At 35.1% G+C, this 16,648-nt stretch carries 15 protein-coding genes; 4 read left to right on the top strand and 11 right to left on the bottom strand.

Features of this window, described 5'->3' with window-relative positions:
- Positions 1 to 2: 2 nt before the first annotated feature.
- From H9L01_RS05360 to H9L01_RS05345, 4 genes are all read right to left on the bottom strand, one after another.
- Entirely contained in the window at positions 3 to 497 is a 495-nt protein-coding gene (locus H9L01_RS05360) for a PTS sugar transporter subunit IIB (protein WP_187532955.1), read from the bottom strand.
- Positions 498 to 501: 4 nt separating this feature from the next.
- Positions 502 to 909, bottom strand: coding sequence for a PTS sugar transporter subunit IIA (locus H9L01_RS05355; RefSeq protein ID WP_187532954.1), 408 nt, complete (start codon positions 907 to 909; stop codon positions 502 to 504).
- Between the two features lie 116 nt (positions 910 to 1,025).
- Positions 1,026 to 3,764: a sigma-54-dependent transcriptional regulator gene (locus H9L01_RS05350; RefSeq protein ID WP_187532953.1), complete on the bottom strand. Its 2,739-nt coding sequence runs from the start codon at positions 3,762 to 3,764 to the stop codon at positions 1,026 to 1,028.
- Positions 3,765 to 3,861: 97 nt separating this feature from the next.
- Positions 3,862 to 4,791 carry a DMT family transporter gene (locus H9L01_RS05345; protein WP_187532952.1) on the bottom strand — a complete coding sequence of 310 codons (930 nt, stop codon included), beginning with the start codon at positions 4,789 to 4,791 and terminating at the stop codon, positions 3,862 to 3,864.
- Between the two features lie 328 nt (positions 4,792 to 5,119).
- On the opposite strand from H9L01_RS05345, the gene H9L01_RS05340 reads away from it, so the two are divergent.
- On the top strand, positions 5,120 to 5,443 hold the full coding sequence (locus H9L01_RS05340; RefSeq protein WP_187532951.1) for a hypothetical protein: 324 nt from the start codon (positions 5,120 to 5,122) through the stop codon (positions 5,441 to 5,443).
- Between the two features lie 106 nt (positions 5,444 to 5,549).
- Entirely contained in the window at positions 5,550 to 6,272 is a 723-nt protein-coding gene (locus H9L01_RS05335; RefSeq protein ID WP_187532950.1) for an HAD-IIB family hydrolase, read from the top strand.
- A 25-nt stretch (positions 6,273 to 6,297) separates the two neighbouring features.
- Here H9L01_RS05335 and H9L01_RS05330 read toward each other — a convergent pair whose 3' ends face one another.
- The 3 genes from H9L01_RS05330 to H9L01_RS05320 all read right to left on the bottom strand — a co-directional run bounded on the left by H9L01_RS05330 (position 6,298) and on the right by H9L01_RS05320 (position 8,290).
- Positions 6,298 to 7,065 carry an AAA family ATPase gene (locus tag H9L01_RS05330; RefSeq protein ID WP_187534974.1) on the bottom strand — a complete coding sequence of 256 codons (768 nt, stop codon included), beginning with the start codon at positions 7,063 to 7,065 and terminating at the stop codon, positions 6,298 to 6,300.
- A gap of 63 nt (positions 7,066 to 7,128) precedes the next feature.
- Positions 7,129 to 7,653: a hypothetical protein gene (locus tag H9L01_RS05325; RefSeq protein ID WP_187534973.1), complete on the bottom strand. Its 525-nt coding sequence runs from the start codon at positions 7,651 to 7,653 to the stop codon at positions 7,129 to 7,131.
- 91 nt (positions 7,654 to 7,744) lie between these two features.
- Entirely contained in the window at positions 7,745 to 8,290 is a 546-nt protein-coding gene (locus H9L01_RS05320; protein WP_187534972.1) for a hypothetical protein, read from the bottom strand.
- A 293-nt stretch (positions 8,291 to 8,583) separates the two neighbouring features.
- Between H9L01_RS05320 and H9L01_RS05315 the strand changes: the two genes are divergently transcribed.
- Positions 8,584 to 9,777 (top strand): hypothetical protein, encoded by a 1,194-nt coding sequence (locus H9L01_RS05315; protein ID WP_223151049.1) that lies wholly within the window; start codon positions 8,584 to 8,586, stop codon positions 9,775 to 9,777.
- 24 nt (positions 9,778 to 9,801) lie between these two features.
- Here H9L01_RS05315 and H9L01_RS05310 read toward each other — a convergent pair whose 3' ends face one another.
- The 4 genes from H9L01_RS05310 to H9L01_RS05295 all read right to left on the bottom strand — a co-directional run bounded on the left by H9L01_RS05310 (position 9,802) and on the right by H9L01_RS05295 (position 14,733).
- Complete coding sequence (locus tag H9L01_RS05310; RefSeq protein ID WP_187534970.1) at positions 9,802 to 11,913, bottom strand: leucine-rich repeat domain-containing protein; 2,112 nt, start codon at positions 11,911 to 11,913, stop codon at positions 9,802 to 9,804.
- Positions 11,914 to 12,149: 236 nt separating this feature from the next.
- Positions 12,150 to 13,646, bottom strand: coding sequence for a M23 family metallopeptidase (locus H9L01_RS05305; RefSeq protein WP_187534969.1), 1,497 nt, complete (start codon positions 13,644 to 13,646; stop codon positions 12,150 to 12,152).
- Positions 13,647 to 13,794: 148 nt separating this feature from the next.
- Positions 13,795 to 14,181: a RidA family protein gene (locus H9L01_RS05300; protein ID WP_187534968.1), complete on the bottom strand. Its 387-nt coding sequence runs from the start codon at positions 14,179 to 14,181 to the stop codon at positions 13,795 to 13,797.
- Between the two features lie 231 nt (positions 14,182 to 14,412).
- Positions 14,413 to 14,733 (bottom strand): hypothetical protein, encoded by a 321-nt coding sequence (locus H9L01_RS05295; RefSeq protein ID WP_187534967.1) that lies wholly within the window; start codon positions 14,731 to 14,733, stop codon positions 14,413 to 14,415.
- Positions 14,734 to 14,918: 185 nt separating this feature from the next.
- Between H9L01_RS05295 and H9L01_RS05290 the strand changes: the two genes are divergently transcribed.
- A complete protein-coding gene (locus H9L01_RS05290; protein ID WP_187534966.1) occupies positions 14,919 to 16,634 on the top strand; it encodes an ABC transporter ATP-binding protein in 1,716 nt (571 codons plus the stop codon).
- Positions 16,635 to 16,648: the final 14 nt, after the last annotated feature.

The following is a 16,648-nucleotide window of genomic DNA, read 5'->3' as shown; positions in this document are numbered from 1 at the left end:
TTCTAGTCTAATGTGACTTTTGCTAATGCATCTTTTAATAAGATACTTGGTTCTTGAGGTACTTGATGAAGGTACACTTTCACACCATTTTGTTCCATTTCAGTTAATTTATCTGCATCACTTTTATTAAAAGTGATCGGTCCATAGACAACTTTACGTCCTGGTTCTGCACCCAATCCACCAATTTGTAATTCTGTAAATGGGAATCCTTTTTGATATGAATCATAGATTGTTGGAACATTTTTGAATAAGACAAAGAGTTTTCCTTCTCCGAGATTTTCTTCTTTATAACTTTGTACAGCTTCATCTACAGATTTGATGATAACGTCAATTCCTGGAGGCGCTGACATTGTGTATATTTCTGCCATAAACACATCCTTAGATAACTCATCATCGATAATCAGGATCTTATTTGCTCCTGTTTGTTTGAGCCACTTTGTAATAACTTGACCATGAATCAAGCGAAAATCAGCTCGTATTAATTTAATTTCAGCCATTATATTAGCCCTCCATTTTCTTTGTTCTTAAGACATCAAAGCAACCCGTTTGTGCTGAGTCGACCATGATCTCAACCAGTTCATTCATTTCTAGGAAATCTCTTTGCGATACTGCTTCGATAAGCAGTGGGAGACTTAAACCTGAAACGATTTTTAAAGGACGATCGTAATTAACACGTAATGCGATATTACATGGACTTCCTCCAAATAAGTCGACAAGACATAAAATTTCTTTATCTTTGTCAATAGTTCCTACAAGCTTCTCAACTTCTGCTTGAAATACTTCTGGTGGCATACCTGGCATTAGGGATATTGTAGATGCATTTTCTACCGGTCCTACAATCATCTCTACTGATTTTAAAATCTCTTCACCAAATCTACCATGTGTTAATATGAGTAAATGTTTTTCCACGAACAATCTCCTTTCACTCATATACAGCAAGTTTCATGCCAACTTTACAAAAACACTAAAAAAGGTACTGAGATTTATCTCTCAGCACCTTTTTAAACGTACTAACTTAATCTGTGTCAAACTGTGTCGAACATGTCCATGATATAACCAATCTCTGTGTCAGGGATCTGAATACGATAAGCCTCCTCAATTGTTTTGAGCGCTTCTTTAATCACATCGTACAACTTCTGATTTTGTTTTATTCTTGATTCAATCTCATCGTAAGGTATCTTTTCATTGCGGATAACTCTCTCAATCATATTTGGAAGATGTAATGAATAATTGATATTCAATCTTTCAAATTCAGAAATTTCATAATTATCACTAATTTGCATAAAGGTATCCATCACAAGATTTAAAGTTTTCTCTGGATTTAAGAAACCCAAAGTATCTTCAAGAATTCTAAGAATTGTATCAATTCTTTGGTTTGTCAGATATTCTCTTTGACTATTCCGTTTTAATAATAGAAATTCTAGTGTTTTCAGTCCGTTTCCCAACAGTACTTCTTCGGTTGAAATATAAGGAATTGAATCGAGTTTAAGATCGACGGCACCTATAACTGCCGTAACCTCATACTCATCTTCAAGACTTGGATCATAATTTTGTTTATTTGTAGTAACAATGTTCAGATTCAAATGACCGATAGAAGATAAGGAATCTTGAATATAGTTTTTAAGAGCAATTGCTGCACCTTCTCCAGTCATACATGTCACAACAATAGCCTTAGGTTTACCATGTTGGGTATCATCAAGTCTTTTTCTTCGTGTTACTTCGGGTTCACTAGACATCGCATTCAAAGTCATTAGTAATTCATAGTGAATTTGACCCAAAGATGTCGTACTGAACAGAACCTTTCGTAAACTTTCTAAGACTAAAGGTGTCGAAACAAAGTTTACGGTTTTAGTAGGAATTCCTGTTTCCTTCGTGAAACGTTCTCCGAAGTTCATAAGTGATCCCATATCGGCAATAATCAATACACCCTTACCTTCATTGACAAGTTTAGCTTTCGCCTTAAATTTGTCGTAAAAAGTATCAACATTCTCTTCAAGTCCCATATCCAAATATTCAGCATGGTCAGTTTCAAGTAACGTATTTGCTACATTCACAATATTTTTCGCAACACCATTTCCGTGAGCAATTACCATTAATCCAACACGCTCTTCATCTTTTTCATGATGTGTTGTTAGAAATAAGGTCGCAAGATATGCTTCTTCGGGAGCAAAATCATACTTAAGTTCATCTGCAAGATAGGACATCACGAGCTTCGCAGCTTGATATTCTTCGGGATGATGAACTTTTATATCTTCACTCACATTATAAAATACTTTTGCTTCGAGTCCTCTTTCAATAATTGACTGAATATGAAGTCCAAAAGCGATATATGTTTGACTCGAAAATGTACATTTAAGTCGTGATTGAGCTAATGATAATGATTCCGCTACACTATAATAGATCTCTGGCTTTATAATTTTAAATATTTCGTCAGGATTGTGTTTCAGTTCTCCCCGATTTTCATAGGAACCGAGAATCATATTTTGAATATAGTGTTTAATCTCATCAATTCCCATTGTTTCATCAATACCATTATAAGTGTTCACTTCAGCAAGAGGTGTTCGCACGATTTGGTTACCATCATAGTGAGCGCCCTTGTCATACGATTTTAATAATGTATCAACAGCTATATATTGATCATTTCCACCATAGCTATTCTCTAATAAATATTGAGGCAGAAATTCTTGTGTTACTTTCAAATCAGTATTTTTATTTTTCATTGAATCAAGGAACGCTCTCGCACAGATAAGCTGAATATCAGTTTTTAATTGACCAATATTACCAGGATAACGATATCTCAACAATGATTCCAATACTTTACGATCAACATGGATATTCTTTTTTATTTTGCTTTGTTCCATTTCAAAAAACAGATTGATGAGATCCAGGTGTTCTTTTAAAGGACGCTGTTCAAGGCTTGGCAATGTTATTAACATCGGAATCCGACGAATAAATGTAAGGAGTAAGTTGGATTCAATACTTTCAGTTGTAGCTCCAACGATGAGTACATCCGCTCTCCACTCTTGGGTTGAATCTCCCATTTTTCGATATTTACCACTATCCATTAGTTGAAATAACATCTCTTGTCCTTCAGAAGGAAGACGATGAATCTCATCTAAGAACAGTATTCCTTTATTAGCGCGATCAATTAACCCAGGTTTGTTTGTATCAGCTCCAGTGAATGAACCTTTAGTGTAGCCGAAGAGTTCTGATACCAGGAGTTGCGGATTATCTGCATACTCTGCACAGTTAAAAGTTACCAATTCAGCCCTATTATCTAAAACACCAAATTCTTTTGCATAGTTATACATCAGTTCCACAAACATTGTTTTACCAATACCTGTTTCACCTGTGATAAGTGTATGGAGACCAAATGGAGGATAAATCATGGCAGCCTTGGCCTGATCTATGGCCATACTTAAACTTCCTCCAGCACCAATAATTGAGTCAAAGTCACTCAGTTTTTGTACACTGTTCTCAACAATTTCTCGCAACGAAGTTCCTTCTCCAATTATTATTTTCGCAAAAATAAGCGATTCAAGATGTTCCACAGGAAAATATCTGACTGGTTTTCCTGTAATCTTAATGACAAGCCCATCATTTACTAAGTTATTGAGTTCGCGACTACAGTTAGTACGGTCTATATCTAACTTATCTACAAGCTCTTGAGTTGTGGCACCATTATAACCATCTCGAATCATCTCAAGATTTATAGTTTTCGTATAATTGTTAAGGGATTCTAATACAACTTCTTTTCGTAACATGACACCCTCCTTCAAATCCTTGCCTAAAGTATATAGTACACTAACCTTAATTTAAAGGATTTAAATTTATAGCTTAGAATCATTTTATTTTGTGCTCTCAGATTTTGCTCTCATTGAGTTCGTTTGTAGTCATCTTTTCATGAGTAGTATCAGATACTTTTACTCTTTTTCTTTTTGGCTTATATAAAAGAATCAGTATTGCTGTGATAATAAATACCGCTCCGATAACTGTAGATATCGTTACTTCTGAATGTAAGAGTAACGCACTGAACACTAGTGCAGAAATTGGTTCAGACATACTAATCACACTTGCTATCCTGCTTCCAAGGAGACGAACACCCTCCTTCATAAAGAGAAGTCCTACGCATGAAGTTAGTAATGCTACGACGATCATCACTAAATGATTTTCGATAGGTTGATTTAGATTAATTTTAAATCCCAATGGCATCATTACAAGCATGGTCAAGGTACAGAAAACTGAAACATAAAAGAGAAATACCATACTATCAAGTTCTGCTAAGCGCCATTTTTCATTTAATAATAGATACATAGAATATGCAAAAGAACTTACGATTGCAAATACGACTCCAAGTATACTTCCAGATTGTCCAAACTCGACAATCGAAAGTGTTCCGCCAATAGAGAATGCTAGAGCAATGATTGTTTTCTTATCTATTTTATCTTTAAAGATGATTAACGATAATACTACCAAGATAACGGGATACATGAAGTGAATCGCCGTACTTACGCCTGGATCAATCCACTGATAACTCATGTATAGTGTAAGACTTGAAACCAAAGAACATCCTACCGCAACAAATACAAGCTTGAGCATTTGTTCTGCAGGTAACCGTAATTCTTTTTTCTTAAACAAAACGATACTCAATGATGCAGGTATCATATACGCATAGCGTAAAAAAACGAGTGTCATTGGATCACCACCATTGTTATAAACGAGTGTTGATATAACAGGCGAAAACCCAAAAGCGATTCCTGCAATAAGTGTAAATATTATCCCTCTAAACATTTTTCCTCCTTTACTGAAATTTTAAGAATACACTCTTAAATTCCACAAAAAAATCTTCCTTCTCTCCTATAGTGCAAGTTTTGTGCCATTTTTTCGACAATACAAAAAAAGCACTCAACAGTAAGTGTGAGCGCGTTATTTTTATTGATTCTTGAATGTGTGTCTCACTGTGTCAATTCACAATATGGTGTGACCAATGAATCAACTGTTCTTCTTTTTAATACCACTTAGCATGTCCTTTCATCCTTTTATAATTCTCAGTGTTATTTCCACGTATTTTAGTATGGTTATATATCATTATCGCTTATCTTAATATCAGGAGGAAACCATGAAAAATAAAACAACAAAAATCATTTTTGTATTAATGGGAGTCGTTATATTTTGTCTCATAAGAGATAATAAACAAATAAAGAGGCAACTGAAATCAGAAAATATTTATCATCTTAAAGTTAAAGATCATACTAAACCTTTCTATGTAACAAGTATCGATGACATCAAAATTGAAGATATTATTGATTTTTCAAAGCCTGTACATTTTGATTCGGTACACTTAAATTTTGACTTTCCAAACGATCCCACCCTCTTTCAAATTTTTATCACAAGGGAAAAAGCTTCTTTCGTTCATGAATTTCATTATGAAATAATTGAATAAATTATTTAGGGTTATTCCATTGTAATGTTAAAATTAATCATTATTTTTCATTTATTAGTAGCTTCGTGTTATGATATTTTGAGCAGAATATTTGAAGGAGTTTACTATGAACTATGTATTTGATATTGATGGAACATTGTCCTTTAATGGTGTCTCCATAGACCAAGAAATCATATCCGCATTATTAAAATTACAAGAAGAAGGTGGCGAAATAATCTTTGCTTCCGCTCGTCCAATTCGAGATATGATGGAAATCGTTCCGAAAGAGTTTAAAGATTCAATGTGGATAGGTGGTAATGGCGCATTTACCAAAACTGATAAAGGTATTGATGCGCAACAGCTAGCAAAAGAAGTCCATGAGCCGATACTGGCACATGTTGAAAAAAATGATTATGACTATATGATTGATAGTGATTGGGATTTTGCTTTTAAGGGTGACCTTAATGGTGCATTCTATCCACAAGTCAACAGTCACCTTGCGAAGCATCTTCCATTATCCGAACTGAAAACAATTAATAAAATACTAATTTTCGAACCTTCAGCAGAAACAATCGAATTCTTAAAAAAACAAGATGTTGTTCTTACCCAACATTCTCGCGAACACCTTATTGATGTTTCACCCAAAAACTGTAGTAAATCAAATGCAATTAGAAGTCTCGGTATCGTAGAATATGTTGCCTTCGGTAATGATGCGAATGATGTCCCCATGTTTAAAGATTCAATTCGCTCATATTGTGTCGGTGATAGTGATTATGCAAAACATGCAACATTTACGATTGAAAAATCAGATGTTGCGAAAACAATTCTAGAACAAATCAACCTACTATAAAAACGGAGTTTAGGCTCCGTTTTCTTTATGCTTCCTCATCTAATAAATAATGTAAATAATGATCTGGACGAGAAAGAAATGACTTATAATCCTTTACAATCGGATGATCATTATAGTCAATTTCTCTAATATCTTGATCAAACTGATATATTAGTGCATCTGGATAAGCTAATAAGATGGGTGAGTGCGTACAGATAATAAATTGACTTCCCTTAGTAACATATTCATGAATCAGTGAAATGAGTGTCAATTGATTTTGAAATGATAACGGTGTTTCAGGTTCATCAAGTAGGTAGAGTGTATTCGGTCTTAATTTTGATGCAAAGAACCGGATATATCCCTCACCGTGAGATGCAAGCTTAAATTCATCGACCATATTGTTCATTCTTTGGCGATTTCCTTCATGCATTCCTAATTCCAGAATGGTCCCCATACTTGAGTGCTCACCATGACGTGCTTTCGCATCATCGTATAAATCCTTATTTTCCTTTTCTTCATCTGAAACCCAATTTAAAAATGAATAAAAGTCTTCAGATTGGAAGTAATATCCTCTTTTCAATTTTCGACTCCACGATAAGGAATAATCTAAATATTGTGAGCTATTATAGTCGATATTCTTCGCAACGGTGTAGCTGTTTGAATGAATACTAATGGCTCTTAAAAGTGTTGATTTACCCGATCCATTCTCTCCCGTAAAGAAGACAACTGGTGCGTTCAAACTAAGATATTCAAAATCAATAGTGTTATAAGGATATTGATTCCTATAACTTCTTTTACTAATCTCTCTTAGCATTATTCCACCTCTTTTCCATATCTTGTATATACTAATTATACAGTAAAAAAAGTCCCGAAGGACTTATCGATAAACTAAAATATTTTGTAAAGGACTTGATTCAAGATACTCCAATACTCTGTCATATGTCTTTGTATTAAAGGTAGTAATGATTTTGCCACTTTGGTCTATAATCGAAACAAAATGGTTGGTTGTGACTGCAGTTAAACCTGTTCCACGCGTTTGTTGCGTTGCTTTCATGATACGGATTTCTTTGATATTATCATAGTTCTCCGTAATCTCTTTTTGATTAATAACTTGAACGAAATGATCCGGATAAAAGATAATTCTTCCATTTTTGCTATTCCATTCTACACGTGGTTTTTGAACACTTGCCCAGTAGATGAATCCAATAATCCCTAAGGCAAAAGCACCATAGGTCACAACTTTAGGTGCAGCATTCGAACCTGGTAAAAACACAGGAATATTTCCTAATATTAAACCAGCTATTATCATACCAATACTACCAAAGAGCGGTACATAAAGTTCATACTTACTGTGTTCTGCCGCAGCTCTTAGTGTCACAACTTTTTCTTCTGTTTGATTCATAGTAAAAACCCCATTCTATTTATCCAAAACTATAACATATAAAAATGGCTGGTTTTGCTTTATGAAATTAATTTCATTTTCAAAGTAACATTTATCGACACTGTGCCTCACCTGTAGATAGGTTGAGACCATCACTCATATCTAGGTTGTCCATTTGTTCAATCGTTAGATCATCTTTTGCATCAATAAACTTAATTTTATTATTTTTAATGACAAAGAAGAAATAGTCTTTCTTCAGATTTTCCATCATACCATCAGAGTTCTCTGTTGCCTCTCCCACTTGGCGGTAAGTGAATTCCCCAACTGGTTCATAAGTAAATGAAAAATATCCTGCTCCCGAGCACGGGATACCAAAAAGACCCACTTTATTTTCGCCGACATTTGCCTTTGACTTAATCACAAACACTCTTATATCACCGTTGTAGTTTTCATCTTTAATATCAACCATCGACAACAGTTTTGTGACATCATCTTTTTCCATTTCCACAAGCCAATCCACTTTATCAGGTTGTGCTTGCGCAAGTGTTTTTTCTTTAGTTTCTTTTACCGGATCTTTTGTTTCTTTAGTGTCTTCTACTTTCTGCGTACATCCTACCAATAAGAATAAAATCAAAAATGAAAATATTATTTTTTTCATATATTTCTCCTTTTTGTTTAAAATGTTAAAGTCTTCTGAATTTGGTACCGACCTTTCGATCTCCTTTCTTATTATTTTCATTCCTTGGATACCTTTTCTTACTTTCACTATATCATTTTATCGTCTCTTAGATATGTATATTTCATGAAAATATACTTCTCAATAAGTATACGTAAGATAATCGCTCAGGTTTTCGAATCATAAGCTAGAAGTTCTCAAAATTTATTAGTTTTATACTTTATTTTGATTAGCTATGTTATATTGTACTCATGATTACTATTGACCAAATATACATGAATCTTTATAACACTTATGGTAAACAGTACTGGTGGCCTGCCGACAATGATATTGAAATGATGATAGGTGCTGTCCTTGTCCAAAATACAAACTGGAGCAATGTAGAAACAGCACTTAAAAATTTCAGTTCATGGCACGGTCACAAAATTTTAAACATGCCATTAGATACTCTTATTGAGGTCATTAAACCTGCAGGATTCTACACCCGTAAAGCACAAACTATTAAAAATCTTCTCTCATGGTTTGAGACTTACCAATTTGATAAACAAAAACTAGAATCTATACCTACTCTTGATTTGCGAAACGAACTACTTTCCATACATGGGATCGGAGAGGAAACCTGTGATTGTATTCTGCTATACTTGTTCAATCGCCCTGTGTTTGTTGTTGATGCTTATCTAAAACGATTGTTGATAAGAACTGGCCATCCTGAGATGAAATCATATCAAAAAATTCAAAAATATATGATGGATTCGCTACCTTTAGATACTTATCTCTTTCAAGAATTTCATGCCCTAATTGTTGCCTACGGCAAGGACCACCTTAAGCCAATTCCTCATCCAACACTTACAGATCCTTTAAACGATGAAACTCCTTTCGTTTCCTATTCACTTGCTCAAATTCAAGAAATTAGTAACCAACCTTTTATAGCAATGATGATTGATACATATGGGTACATACAGAGACCCTCACATCCCGATCCATTTTGGGGCATAATTTATGCCATTGTCGGTCAACTTATTAGCGCTCCTGCTGCAAAAACAATTATGAAACGCTTCACTGATACATTTCCTACACAAGAGGCGGTTAGAGATGCCTCCATTGAAGATTTAAAATCAGTTGGCCTAACACTTTCCAAAGCCGACTATATCTCCTTGATTGCCCAGGAAATGGAGAGTGGCAATCTAAACCTAAATGCTCTATATGAGATGCCTGATGATCAAGCCATTAAGGAACTTACGAGACTAAAAGGTATTGGAGTATGGAGTGCAAAAATTATTCTTATACACTCTTATAATCGATTAAATTTAGATACATATGAAGACATTGCTCTGAGAAATTCGGTAAAATCATTTCTACAACTTGAGGAAATGAATCGTGACACATTTGAGCATTACTTTAAGAGTTACGAACCCTACCGCTCGATTGCCTGTATCTATCATTGGTATTACATTGCACAGATAAAATGAACCGAACGAGTCGGTTCATTTTTACTAATCTTTTCTACGATATTTTCTATAACTTGATGCTAAAGTTCCAAGTCCTAATAAACTGTATCCGAGATAGGAGGTAGCGATACCTGTTGAAGGTAGTACATTACCTCGATTATCTTCATTGCTTTTGACTTCATTAGGTTTGCTTGGTTCTTGAGTAATGTTTGGATCTATTGGGTTTACTGGATTAATTGGTTCGACTGGTTCGACAGGATTTACTGGACCTACTGGATCCACTGGATCTACTGGGTCTACTGGATCTACTGGGTCTACTGGGTCTACTGGGTCTACTGGGTCTACTGGGTCTACCGGGTCTACTGGATCTACCGGGTCTACTGGATCTACAGGTAGCACCTTTTTGTATCGAACTTGAAGTATTTGGTTCTCACTATAAACGAGTGGTAAATCATCTGATTTTGTTAAGAGTTCGTATCCTTCAATCTCGGGTAAAATATATTCAAACTTTGACAATTCTAATTCTGTCAATTCAATTTCGTCTTGAATGATTTCATTATTTTCATCAACGAATTGAACTGTGATTGTGTAGTATACGGGTTGTTTAACCGTTATTTGGTTCTCTTGATAACCGATTGCTTGAAGTTTTTGTGCTATAGCTTCTGATTCAACATTAAAATGAATATTTTTCGCAGCATCAACGGATCCAAACGCTCCTGATTCAAATTCTATACTATCGCCTGCAATCGTTACTTGGTTCAACTTAATGGCACCTGTAAATGCATTATTCTTTATTAGTTTTACACCCTCAGGAATAATGAGAGATTCAAGACTCTCTAGGTTATAAAAGCTGTAACCATTAACAGTTTCAAGACTTTTTGAGAGTGTCAGACTTTCTAACATCAACATATCAGAGATTGCTAGATTTCCAACGGACTTTACGGTGCTAGGTAGAACAAGTGTTGTAACTTCATTCATATAACGCATTGCGAAAGGTTCAATAACTTCAAGACCCTCATTGAGGTTAATTTCTGATAAGCGAATCGCTTCCGCAAAACTGTAAGTACCCATTGTTTTTACACTGTTTGGTAATGTAAGAGAATCGTGACGTGCCTCTCGTGCATATTGAATCATTTGTGTTTTATCTTTGTTGTAGAGAACATCATTCTCTACACTGAAGTATCGGTTTGATTCTGGAATTGTGATAGATTCCAACTTATCCATTCCCGAGAATGCACGACGTCCTAATTTTTCAAGACTGTTGGGTAAATTCATGGTTCTCAGTAAAGAGTTATTGAATGCTTCTTCTCCAAGATATTTAACTTGGCTATTTTCGAGACCTACGAGTGTTGCGAGGTGTGTTGCACCACTGAAAGCTTTATTTCCAATATGTTCAACTGAACCAGGAATAACAAATCGCTTCATAGCGTCAACATGCATGAATGCTTGGTCTCCGATTGATTTAAGTTTCGATTCTTTTCCAAATTTCACATCCACAAGATTTTCTGCTTGACGGAATGCATCCTCTTCAATTTCTAATACAGAATCAGGAATTGATATTTCTGATAATTTTGTAGTTGATTCAAATGCCTTCTTACCAATTTTAGTGACACCACTTGGAATCACTACAGATGATAGGCCTTGGCTATTATGGAACAACTTATCTGGAATTTCAGTGATGTTAGGTGGTAGTGATACTTTTTCTAATCGTTGCGTATTTTGAAATGCACCTTCTCCTAATGATGTAATTGAATCTGGTAAATTGATTTCTTTAAGAGTCGCCCCACTAAATGCTTCTGGCCCTATTTTTTCAATAGAATCTGGAAGACTTATTGTTTCGAAATCCGCAACTTTAAATGCATTTGCCATAATTTCAGTAACTGCATATGTTTTTCCTTCATGCACAATTGAAGCTGGAATCTCATTTTTAAGCGAGTATTCAAACTTTAGTGCTTTACCATTGCCAAAACCAACTGTGTTTTGTGATAAAATAGTATAGGGCATCCCCTCTACCATAATGATTGATTTTTGATCTGTCATTTGTTGGACTGAGATCGGTGTTTCGTCTGCTGCTACAGGTACCGTTGCGAGCGATCCTACAAGAACAGCTACGGACATCAAGGCGATGCCCTTTATTTTTAATTCTTTAATAGTCATATGACCTCCTGTTTAGGTTATCCGTATTTATATGTTAGGTTAACCATATTTAATATATCATGATTTTTTTATGAAGCAATATAATTCTCAAGAATCACAGATATTTATATGTTAAAAGGTTCACTTTGTTATTAAAAACCACTTATTTCTTAAGAAGTAAGTGGTTTTATGTTTATATTATATTTTTATTTGCTGTAGACAGAACGGTATTCTTATCAATACTTTTAGTAATTATATCAACACCCGACAAACTTACAACCATCGACACGCGTTCCATGATCCCACACCTCAAAATGAACATGAGGGTAATTGGTTCTTCCGGTCATCCCTACATAACCAATCACGGTTCCCTTCGCAACCTTGGCTCCAACTGGAAAGTAACCTGGTGCATTCATGTGTGCATACAGTGTTGCATATCCATTACCATGATCAATCTTAATGTAGTTACCCCAACCTGCAGCTTGGTATCCTTTCTGAGAAACAATACCATTATCAGATGCGAGAATTGGCCCATAACCTGATCCATACGTAGAGAAGTCAACACCACGATGATTCGTATAACATCCGAAGCCACATAGTACATAAGCGTTCGCTAAAGGCCATCCAAATCGACCACTACCTTGTGATGGTTCGACATGTGTTCCAACGCGTACGACCTCTTGAACTGGCTCAAGGAGTATCTTTGACTTAATGAGTTCAGAATCAACCGATGAACCGTTAATATAAGTGTCATGATATCGCTTCTCAGCAATTCCATTCGCTCCAACCGTTTCCACAACTTGAACACCTTCATTAAGTGTCTCGTCTTCAATATACTGAGTATTTGGTTGCTCAATAACCTCTTCAAAGAATCGTTCGTGCTTCGTCTCAATTGTAAACGGTGAGTTAAACTTGGATACATTGAGAACGGTTCCCTCTTCTAAAATTTGTTCAGCACTTTTAATTTTAGGTGTATTAATACTTACAATCTGATTGGGGGTCATTCCAAACTGCCACGCGATTCCGGGAATCGTATCAAGTTTTTGAGTTGTATAATTATCAATGCTTGGATCATAACCATAACTTAAGAATTTAAGAATCTCTGCTTCATCTTTATAGATATTATCGAAAGATGTATAATCTCTTTCAATTTTAATCGTTTCTTTAACACTAAAGTCAATGACTTGTTCTCCGTATATTCCCAGCGGCTCAATTTTCTTATTATCTTGTAATGTCTTTAGTGACGATTCATCCAGGAAGTTTAAGGCAAATTTTTCTCTTGCATGCTGAAAGTCCGTTTCATCTTTAACGTAAATAACAGCGCCATTACTAAAGGTAACTTTATTTGTTTCAACATTATATAATTTTTTGGTTTCCAAGAAATCGATAACATCTTGATCGACATCTTGATATTCCTGATAAGTAAGTTGAGGCAAATAGTACAAATCTTGATCCAAACCTATCTTAGAGTCTGGAAATTCTTTCTGATAAGCTTCTTGGTAGGTTTCTTCAAAGTGCTTATTAATTGTTTCAATATTTTTTACACGGGCTACAAGTTCATCTTTGTAGTATAAAGTTTGTACTTCGTAAGGTATTTTATGCTTGTTTTCACTTTTTTGAGTTACGATCCCCGTCTTCAAAGAATCGGAATGAATCCAAGGTTGATGTTTGTGTGCTGTGAGTGTACCCAGAATGACACTTAATAAAATAATGATACTCAACAAAATAAACGTTTGTATTTTCTTATTCTTCATGATGTCCCCTCATAAACTTTCAAATGCGAATTGTTTGCATATAGAATTATATACCAATCTCTTTTCAATTACAATTCTTGAATCACAACCAACTTGAGTATACAAAAAGAGATGCCTTCACATCTCCTTTAGTTACTAACCCTTTCGATTATTTAGCTGCCCAAATATCGATTTCTATTTTTATTTCCGGTAGACCCAATGCTTTAATATAAGCAATCGTCATTGAAGGGTAATCCCCTTCAAAAAATGTATTCCATTCTTTATAGAAAAAATCCCAGTCAATTTCTTCTACTGACCAAATGTTTACTTTGGTCACATTCTCATGGGTTAAATTTGCTGTTCGTAAAACATCTTTAATATTCATAAACATTTGAGTAATTTCTGCTTCAAATGATGTTGGTATGGTTCCGTCTTCTTGAACACCAATTTGTCCTGATAAAACATACGTATCCATTCCTGCTGGTATTTTGGTAATGTGGGCGTACTCTCCCACAGGTTGATTGACACTCTTCGGTGTTCTTCTTATTATTTTCATTATTGATCCTCTTTTCAAACCACTGTTAGTGCTTAGGGTTAGTAAGGACGCACTTATCCCATCTAGAGGGATATTTCGAAGAAAACAGCGGTTTGGTTGCTGATGCCTAGTGATAGAATTGTTGTATTAGATTTTTTCATCAGAAACGCTCCTTACTGTTTGTATTGCTAGCATTATATCATATTTTACGAATGCTACAATACATGGATGACCATCAATAGAATCAAATGCTTACCGCTTGTTTCTTACTTTTCGAGTGTAGACGATAATTCCTATAACAATTATTAAGTTTATGATTAAGTAGACTGTCTCGCCCACGATCGTTGACTCACGGTTCTCCTCTTTCGGTTTCTTACTGGTTCCTAAAACAATTGGTTCCTCATCTTCGCGATTCGAATCAAGTATGAGTACATCAGAGGTTTGCAATTTCAAAGGTGCTTCGAGCACCCATTGATTTTCTTCTGCATAAACCTGATTACTCAAAATAGTTAAATACAGACATATTCCCAATAATATTTTTTTAACTTTGCTTAGTACACCATTTCTTTTCATGTTATCCCCTTTATACAAATTACAACTGCTACTATCTATATAACGAACTAGAGAGAGGAATAGGTCTAAATGAAAATAGTTCTCACCTAATTACACCATCATAATTTCAATATTTAACGGTTGGTTTAATATCTTTATTAGCTCACTTCATGTAGAATAAGGATATTGTTATTTAGGAGGAGAAGATGTTTAAGCGTTTTTTTAGTTATTACAAACCATACAAAAAGTTATTTATTTTAGATTTTACATGCGCAACTCTCGCAGCAATTTTAGAACTTAGTTTCCCGGTCATCGTGAACTTCGTTATTGATACTGTGATGCCATCACAGGATCTTAAAAGAGTTCTCCTAGTTAGTTTAGGGCTTCTCGGTTTTTATCTCATTAATACTGTCTTTCAATACATTGTTGTCTACTTTGGACACAAACTTGGGGTTAACATTGAAACAGACATGCGTAATGAACTATTCAACCACTTGCAACAACAACCGTTTGAATACTATGACAATCAGAAAACTGGAAAGTTAATGACACGTCTTACTACCGATTTATTTGAAATTTCAGAACTAGCACACCACGGCCCTGAAGATGTCTTTATTACGATTATGACATTAACATGTTCTTTCATATTGATGTACCGTATTCATCCAACACTCGCTATCATTACCGGAATTCTTGTTCCTTTCATTACCGCAGCTCTTGTTTTCTTTAATAAAAAGATGACACGTGTAAATACAGAAATATACGAAAACCTCGGTGAGTTTAATGCTGGAATTGAAGCAAGTGTCAGTGGTATTCGGGTTACTCAAGCATTTTCAAACGAAGATTTTGAGAAGAACAAATTTGCGCGCCTCAATAATCTTTATCGCACATCAAAACTTGCATTCTATAAAACCATGGCAATTAGTTCAACCTACAACTACTTACTCATTCGTCTTATGAATTTATTTGCTTTACTGTTTGGTGCCTATTTCACGATTAATGGTGAGATTACAGCTGGTAACTTTGTAGGATTTATCTTGTTATCCAATGTCTTTACACGTCCCATTGAGAAAATCAATATTATGGTGGAGAGCTATCCAAAAGGATTTGCCGGTTTCAAAAGATTTATTGAAGAAATAGATAAACCTATCACCATTAAAGATTCTGACAATCCAATTGAACTAACAGGAATTAATGATGCTATTGATTATAAGAATGTATCATTCTCATATAGTGATGGAACATCCGTTCTTGATAACTTAGATATGACGATAAAGAAGGGTGAAATTATCGCCTTTGTAGGCCCAAGTGGTGCTGGTAAAACAACCTTATGTCATTTGTTACCTCGTTTTTATGACATTGACGAAGGATCAATCACGATTGATAATCAAGATATTCGCAATTTATCATTGAAATCACTTCGAACACAAATCGGAATTGTTCAACAAGATGTCTTTTTATTCCCTGGTACCATTAAAGAGAATATTGCATACGGTAAACTTAATGCCACGGATGAAGAGATTGATCAAGCTGTGAGGCTTGCACATCTTGAAAAGGTAATTGATGGGATGGCTGATGGTATTCACACTGTAATTGGTGAGCGAGGCGTTAAATTATCGGGTGGTCAGAAGCAACGTCTGGCTATTGCAAGAATGTTCCTCAAGAATCCATCAATCCTTATTTTGGATGAAGCAACTTCTGCACTTGATACAGAAACAGAGGCAATTATCCAAGAGTCACTGTCTTCCCTTTCTGAAGGTCGTACAACGCTCATGATTGCCCATAGATTAGCAACCATCAAACATGCGACACGTATCATCGTTATTGATGAGAGTGGTATTGCTGAGCAAGGTACACATGATGATCTTATGGCTAAACAAGGTGCTTACTTCGCATTATATAACGCACAATTTAGAAACTAATAAAAATGGCGCTA

Origin of the sequence: Erysipelothrix inopinata (assembly GCF_014396165.1) — a bacterium.
Classification (GTDB): Bacteria; Bacillota_I; Bacilli_A; order Erysipelotrichales; family Erysipelotrichaceae; genus Erysipelothrix; species Erysipelothrix inopinata.
This window is presented reverse-complemented; position numbering and strand designations above follow the sequence as displayed.